This window comes from Mesorhizobium sp. M7A.F.Ca.US.006.04.2.1 (assembly GCF_004022915.1).
In the GTDB taxonomy this organism is placed as follows: Bacteria; Pseudomonadota; Alphaproteobacteria; order Rhizobiales; family Rhizobiaceae; genus Mesorhizobium; species Mesorhizobium ciceri.
This window is the reverse complement of the sequence record NZ_RZQA01000454.1, coordinates 1-5236: the sequence shown is the minus strand read 5'-3', so window position 1 is coordinate 5236 and position 5236 is coordinate 1. Positions and strand designations below refer to the sequence as shown.

Here is a 5236-nt window from a genome sequence, read left to right as displayed (position 1 = left end):
TAGCATAGCTGCCCTCACATGTCAATGAAAAGCGACCCGACCGACTGTCGTCCGGCCCTCCGTTGACCTGAGTTTGGAGTCTGCAAATTCGCGTATGGCGATTGCGATCCAGCCATGCGCATTCTATCTCTGAAAAGCCCCTCGGGAGAGGACCAGCCCGGAGGAGGGTTCTGATGTTTCGCTTCGTCTTTCGTCTTGCCGCAATGATCGCGCTGTCGATTTCCGTCATCATGGCGGTGCTCGACGCGACACGCACAGTGGCGGCCTCCGTGCTGGTGCTGACCCCGCTCAACAGCAGTTGGCTGGCGGTCTCGCCCGACACGCGGGCCGCCTTCGAGACCTTCATCCGAACCAAGACCAGCCCGCTGCTGTGGGATGGCGCCATCGCCTGGGTGCTGAACCAGCCGGGCTTCGCCGTGTTCGCGGTGCTGGCTTTCCTGCTCTATGCGATAGGCTACAGGCGGCAACGTCGCGCCGGACAGTTCGTCGCAAACTGATCCGCTTTCCGCGAAGAGAGGGAAACCCGCGCATGTTCTTTCTCAGCGATATGCTGAACAAGAAGCTCAATCTGCCGAAGCCCTCCGAGGCCCTGCCGGGCCGCGCCAGGGCGATCCCGACCGCATCCAGGCACAAGGTCTTGAAAAGACCGCTCAAGGGTCCTTATCCCGAGGGGCTGGAGACGGCCATGTTCGGGCTCGGCTGCTTCTGGGCTGCGGAGCGGCTGTTCTGGCAGATCGAAGGCGTCTGGGTCACCGCGGCCGGCTATGCCGGCGGCTTCACGCCCAATCCGACCTATCAGGAGACCTGCACCGGGCTAACCGGTCATGCCGAAGCGGTGCTGGTGGTCCATGACCCCGGGATCGTCTCCTATGCTGGGCTTCTGAAGCTGTTCTGGGAAAGCCACGATCCCACGCAGGGCATGCGCCAGGGCAATGATGTCGGCACCGCCTATCGTTCAGCGATCTACACGAGCGACGAGGCGCAACTGTTGGCGGCGAGCGCCTCGCGCGATGCGTATGAGACCTCGCTGCGCGGTGCCGGCCACGGCAGGATCACCACCGAGATCGCCCCGGCGGCCGAATTCTACTTCGCCGAAGCCGATCACCAGCAATATCTGGCGAAGAACCCTTACGGCACGTGCAACCTCAAAGGCACCGGTGTCGCTTGCGCCATCCCTGCCGCCGCCTCCGCCTGACACAAGCTGCGGTGCGGCTTGCCCGCACCAAGCTTTTCCAAAAGGTCAAAATTCCGCGTGAATTTTGTTTCGGGCCATGCCAGATTGCCGCCGAGCGGGAGGGAATACACTCCTGGCTGACGTCGCATGCCTGCCGGAGAACCGGGCCGGCATGCGGTGCGTAACGGAAAAAATAACCGACAGGGTGTGGATCACATGAAACGTATCGTTCTCGGCCTCCTGGCCGCAACCGCAATGGTTCTTCCGGCTTTCGCCGCGGATGTCCAGCCGGCCATCCTCTATGATCTCGGCGGCAAATTCGATAAATCCTTCAACGAGGCTGCCTATCACGGCGCCGAGAAATTCAAGACGGAAACCGGCACGGCCTACGTCGAATTCGAGGTCTCCAATGCCTCGCAGCGTGAGCAGGCGCTGCGCCGCTTCGCCGAGGACGGCCACAACCCGATCGTCATGGCCGGCTTCGCCTGGGAGGATGCACTGAAGAAGGTCGCGGCCGAATATCCCGATCTCAACTTCGCCATCATCGACGACGCCGTCGACATGCCCAATGTCCGCTCGCTGGTATTCAAGGAAAACGAAGGCTCCTATCTCGTCGGCATCATGGCGGCGATGGCCTCGAAGTCGAAGAAGGTCTCCTTCGTCGGCGGCATGGACATCCCGCTGATCCGCAAGTTCGAATGCGGCTATGTCGGCGGTGCCAAATCGGCCGGCGCGACCGATGTCATCCAGAACATGACGGGTGACACGCCGGCTGCCTGGAACGATCCGGCCAAGGGCGGCGAGATCGCCAAGACGCAGATCGACCAGGGCTCCGACGTGGTCTATGCCGCGGCAGGCGGCACCGGCGTCGGCGTGCTGCAGGCGGCGGCAGATGCCGGCAAGCTCGGCATCGGCGTCGATTCCAACCAGAACGGCCTGCAGCCCGGCAAGGTACTGACCTCGATGCTGAAGCGCGTAGACGTCGCCGTCTACACCGCCTTCATGGACGGCAAGAACGGCACCTTCAAGGGCGGCGTCGAGAATCTCGGCCTCAAGGAAGGCGGCGTCGACTACGCCATGGACGAAAACAACAAGGCGCTGGTGACGGACGAGATGAAGGCGGCCGTCGAAAAAGCCAAGGCCGACATCATTGCCGGCAAGGTCGAAGTACACGACTATACGACTGACAACGCCTGCCCCTATTGAGCGGCACGAACACACAGCCATGATCTGCAAACCGCCGGGCGCCAGCCCGGCGGTTTTGCCTTTACCGGATCGAGCGAAACCTTCGCTCCGTGCCGGACACCGTTTCGAGATACAGATGCAGCCGACGATCGGACCCATGGGCGAGCACGACGTAGCAGCGGTCGCGCAACTGCGCCTGTCTGCCTTTTTCGAGGGAACCGGAAGGACTCTCGGGGAAGATGCTGCAGGGCTTCGCGACTTGATCGCCGGTGACGGTTTCGAGGCGGCATTCGTGGCCCGGATCGGCGACACCCCGGTCGGGACATGCCTGCTGGTCCGCCACGAATTGGAGCCCGCGCATGATCTGACGCCATGGCTGGCCGGGTTGGTTGTCGATGCAAGGTATCGACGCCAAGGCATCGCCACCGCGCTGGTCAAGGCAACGGAAGCCCATGCGGCGTCACGGGGCGTCGAGATGCTCTATCTCTACACATGGGATGCGCGTGGTTTCTACGCGGCCCTCGGCTGGAACATCGTTGAGATATGCAGTTCGGACGGCGAGACGATGGCTCTGATGTCTCGCCGGCCTCGCCTATAGCAGCTTCGCGACGAGACAACCGAGCGCGAACGCCACCATCAGTCCGGCGGCAACCACAAATCCACGCCGGCCGCCCAGCGCGTGGACGCCGACGCCGTATGGCCGCTGCGACAGGCTTCGGATCACGGTTGGCGGCCTGGCGTCGCTCAGGCCAGAACTACGCATCTGCGGCAGGTCGCCAATGCGCTGCGTGATCTGCTTCCAGCGCTCTTCGCCATCCCCCGGTTCGGCACGGTCGAAGACGTGCATGCGCTCGGCAAGTCGCACGACCTCGTCGCGGAAGGCCGGGTCGATCTCCAGATCACGTTCGGCCCGTTCGCGCTCCGCATCGTTCATCAGGCCACGCACATAGTCGCTGGCCCGTGCAATGCGATCGCTTTCACTGGCCATGGCGTGCGCCCTTCCCTTTTTCCTCACCAGTGCGGCGGCTTGGTTACAGGCACTTCATCTCCCGTCTGCTCCTCCAGCGCCAGGAAGCGATCCGTCAGCGCGTCGAGCTTGCGCTGCATGCGCTCGATCACTTTCCACTGCTCGGCGATCTGGCCGGACAGTTCCTCGATGGTCTTCTCCTGCTCGGCGGCGCGGATTTCCAGCGTCGTCAGCCGGTCGGCGGGTATGGTCATGTGAATTCCCCAGTCTTCACCGCGATGTCTTGCGCCGCGATGTCTTGCGCCGCAATGCGAATTTCGGCTCCGTCATACTAGCGAATGTGAAGGCCCCGGCCACGTTGCAAATTGACAAGCGCACCGGGATTTGTCGAGAGTGAACCTGCTCCGCCAATTGGCACGGGCGGAGCGTCATGCTAGGCGTTTTGACCAAGCGATAAAAAAATAAGAGTGGGACAGGCTGCATGGCGCAAGCCGCAATCGAGTTGATCGGCATCAACAAGAGTTTTGGTGCGGTGCGCGCCAACCGGGACATCAATCTTGAGATCGGTCGCGGCACGATCCACGGCATTGTCGGCGAGAACGGCGCTGGCAAGTCGACGCTGATGTCGATCCTCTACGGCTTCTACCAGGCCGACAGCGGCGAGATCCGCGTTGGCGGCCAGCCGGCTTCGATCAAGACCCCCAATGACGCCATCGCGCTCGGCATCGGCATGGTGCATCAGCACTTCATGCTGGTCGACAATTTCACAGTGCTGGAGAACGTCATCCTCGGCGCCGAAAGCGATGCGCTCTTGAAGAAGAGCATCGCCAAGGCGCGCTCCGAACTGGAGCGGCTGGAGCGTGAATACGGGCTGGAAGTCGATCCCGATGCAATCATCGAGGAACTGCCGGTCGGCCTGCAGCAGCGTGTCGAGATCCTGAAGGCGCTCTATCGCGGCGCCGAGATCCTGATCCTCGACGAACCGACGGGCGTTTTGACGCCGGCCGAAGCCGACCATCTGTTCCGCATCCTTCGGCAGTTGAAGGACCAGGGCAAGACGGTGGTGCTGATCACCCACAAATTGCGCGAGATCATGGCCATCACCGACACGGTGTCGGTCATGCGCCAGGGCACGATGGTGGCGACGCGCGAGACCAGGAAGACGACTGTCGAGGAACTGGCCGAGCTGATGGTCGGCCGGCGCGTGCTCTTGCGGGTCGAGAAGGGCGAGGCAGAGGCCGGCGCCGTCAAGCTCGCAGTCAAGAACCTGACGGTCAGGGATACGCGCGGCGTCACCATGGTCGACGACATCTCCTTCGATATCAGGGCCGGCGAGATCGTCGGCATCGCCGGTGTCGCCGGCAACGGACAATCCGAACTGCTCGAGGCGATTTCCGGCATCAGGCGTGCCGTTTCCGGCTCGGTCATGCTGGATGGCAAGCCGATCGACCTGACCGGTGCCGCCGACCCCGGAGAGTTGCGCGACCGTGGCCTGGCGCATGTGCCGGAGGACCGCCATCACGTCGGGCTGGTGCTGGCCTTCGAGGAGAACGAGAATTCGATCCTCGGCTATCACGATGATCCCCGCTATTTGAAGGGGCCGTTCCTCAACATCGATGCCATCCGCAACGATGCCAGGGACAAGATCGCCAAATACGACATCCGCCCGGCCGACTGCCGGCTGAAGACCGCCAATTTCTCCGGCGGCAACCAGCAGAAGATCGTGCTGGCACGGGAGATGGAACAGGACCCGGGCGTGCTGATCGTCGGCCAGCCGACACGCGGCGTCGATGTCGGCGCCATCGAGTTCATCCACAAGCGCCTGATCGCCATGCGCGATCAGGGCAAGGCGGTGCTGGTGGTGTCGGTCGAGCTGGACGAGATCCGTTCGCTGTCCGACCGTATCCTGG

7 protein-coding genes are annotated in these 5236 nt (G+C 62.8%); 5 read left to right on the top strand and 2 right to left on the bottom strand.

Annotated features, from left to right (window positions below; translation table 11 throughout):
- The first annotated feature begins 173 nt into the window (after positions 1–173).
- From EN925_RS22325 to EN925_RS22310, 4 genes are all read left to right on the top strand, one after another.
- Positions 174–497, top strand: a complete 324-nt coding sequence (locus EN925_RS22325) for a hypothetical protein (RefSeq protein WP_024502789.1) — start codon at positions 174–176, stop codon at positions 495–497.
- Between the two features lie 32 nt (positions 498–529).
- Positions 530–1195: a peptide-methionine (S)-S-oxide reductase MsrA gene (gene msrA / locus EN925_RS22320; RefSeq protein WP_013529638.1), complete on the top strand. Its 666-nt coding sequence runs from the start codon at positions 530–532 to the stop codon at positions 1193–1195.
- A gap of 195 nt (positions 1196–1390) precedes the next feature.
- Entirely contained in the window at positions 1391–2380 is a 990-nt protein-coding gene (locus tag EN925_RS22315) for a BMP family ABC transporter substrate-binding protein (protein WP_013529637.1), read from the top strand.
- Between the two features lie 115 nt (positions 2381–2495).
- Entirely contained in the window at positions 2496–2957 is a 462-nt protein-coding gene (locus EN925_RS22310; protein ID WP_013529636.1) for a GNAT family N-acetyltransferase, read from the top strand.
- Here the strand turns inward: EN925_RS22310 and EN925_RS22305 are convergent.
- Both EN925_RS22305 and EN925_RS22300 read right to left on the bottom strand, forming a co-directional pair.
- The gene (locus tag EN925_RS22305; RefSeq protein WP_127368211.1) at positions 2952–3347 is read right to left on the bottom strand and encodes a hypothetical protein; all 396 of its coding nucleotides are present in this window, start codon (positions 3345–3347) and stop codon (positions 2952–2954) included. The two genes, EN925_RS22310 and EN925_RS22305, sit on opposite strands and share 6 nt — an antisense overlap.
- 23 nt (positions 3348–3370) lie before the next feature.
- The gene (locus tag EN925_RS22300) at positions 3371–3580 is read right to left on the bottom strand and encodes a SlyX family protein (RefSeq protein ID WP_013529634.1); all 210 of its coding nucleotides are present in this window, start codon (positions 3578–3580) and stop codon (positions 3371–3373) included.
- A 227-nt stretch (positions 3581–3807) separates the two neighbouring features.
- Here EN925_RS22300 and EN925_RS22295 point away from each other — a divergent pair.
- A partial coding sequence (locus EN925_RS22295) for an ABC transporter ATP-binding protein (RefSeq protein WP_164894327.1) occupies positions 3808–5236 on the top strand: 1429 nt, incomplete at its 3' end.